This is a genomic window from Streptomyces sp. NPDC055025 (genome assembly GCF_053608565.1).
This window is the reverse complement of sequence record NZ_JBSGVS010000158.1, coordinates 1-1189: the sequence shown is the minus strand read 5'-3', so window position 1 is coordinate 1189 and position 1189 is coordinate 1. Positions and strand designations below refer to the sequence as shown.

General features: G+C 58.1%; 1 protein-coding gene. It reads right to left on the bottom strand.

Annotated features, from left to right (window positions below; genetic code table 11):
• Positions 1-1146 (bottom strand): hypothetical protein (locus ACWGDX_RS39360; protein ID WP_453633637.1); only part of this gene is annotated, 1146 nt, incomplete at its 3' end.
• Positions 1147-1189 lie beyond the last annotated feature (43 nt).

Here is a 1189-nt window from a genome sequence, read left to right as displayed (position 1 = left end):
ATCCAGCACGCACGACGAACTCGACCCGAGTGGATTTGACCGCTCAAGCCCACCAGTGACGCGTCCCTCGGCAACGACCAAAGGCGGCTGGCTCGCCCCCCAGGACCAGATAAGGTCCACTGGCGAACGTCCAAGCAACTGCGCACAAAGGCCTACGGTAAGGCGACCCTGCCTGTAGCCATCGATGACTAGGTCCGCCCCTCCCGACTGTCGTTTCAACTGTGAGTGAATCCGAGACATGTCTATGCTGCCGTCGTCGTTCTTTACAGACATAGTCAGGTAGCCCGGAATGGGTTCTACAGTCTTTTCGGTTAGCTCGTGCGCGTACCCGAGCAGATGCCTAGAGGCGGGCATCAATGAAGCAACGCGATAGGTGGTCTCTTCTCCCATCTGATGCCGAATGGTCACCGTCTCGCCAACCCTCTTGTCGATAAAGTTCGCAGCAAACGCAGAGTCATGAGGGAAGTAATTCTGTGCCTGCGGAAGAGTACCGACGTCTGCAGGGTCAATTACAACGGTGAACGGCGACCCATCTTCTCGCAGCAGTGTGGCCGCAACACCCGCAGAAACGGCTGTAGGTGTCGCGCCCCATGGAATGTCATCGGCAGTGAGCAGGGCGGTGATGAAACCCGCCGCAACGTTCGCGTTGTCGAGGTTACATCTAAACAATCGATACAACCGACGCATACCGAGGTCACGGTCACCGTATTGAATTTCAGCCAACGCCACCCTGCGGATAATCTTGGGCTCACCGCTTAGTTCCAGCGGGGCCTCGCCAAACGCGCTCCGGATTTCTGCCGGCCGCAAGGTCTGGAGTGCGACGCGATACCAAAACTCCCAGGCGCGAGCGTCGGTAGGACAACGGTCCCTTTGTCGCAAGGCCAGTGGCTTTAACCGGTGCCAATCATTCGCCTGCTGCGCGGCCAGGACTGCCATGCCGACGAAGGCGTCGTCCTCGAACCAATCTGCGGGAGCACTATCCATGATGGACCGAGCCTTCGCGCGGTAACCGCCTTTTGCGTATGCCTCCAGTAGGCGTGTTTGCAACCCACGACTGAGATTGACATTCGGAATCGATGTCAGCAGCGATATCGCCGCCTTGCAGTCCCCAAGCAGAGTAAGCGTATCGGCAGCCTGAATCTTCACAGGCTGAGCCGAGGTCGTCGTTACCAAAGCGACGAGCTTCTCT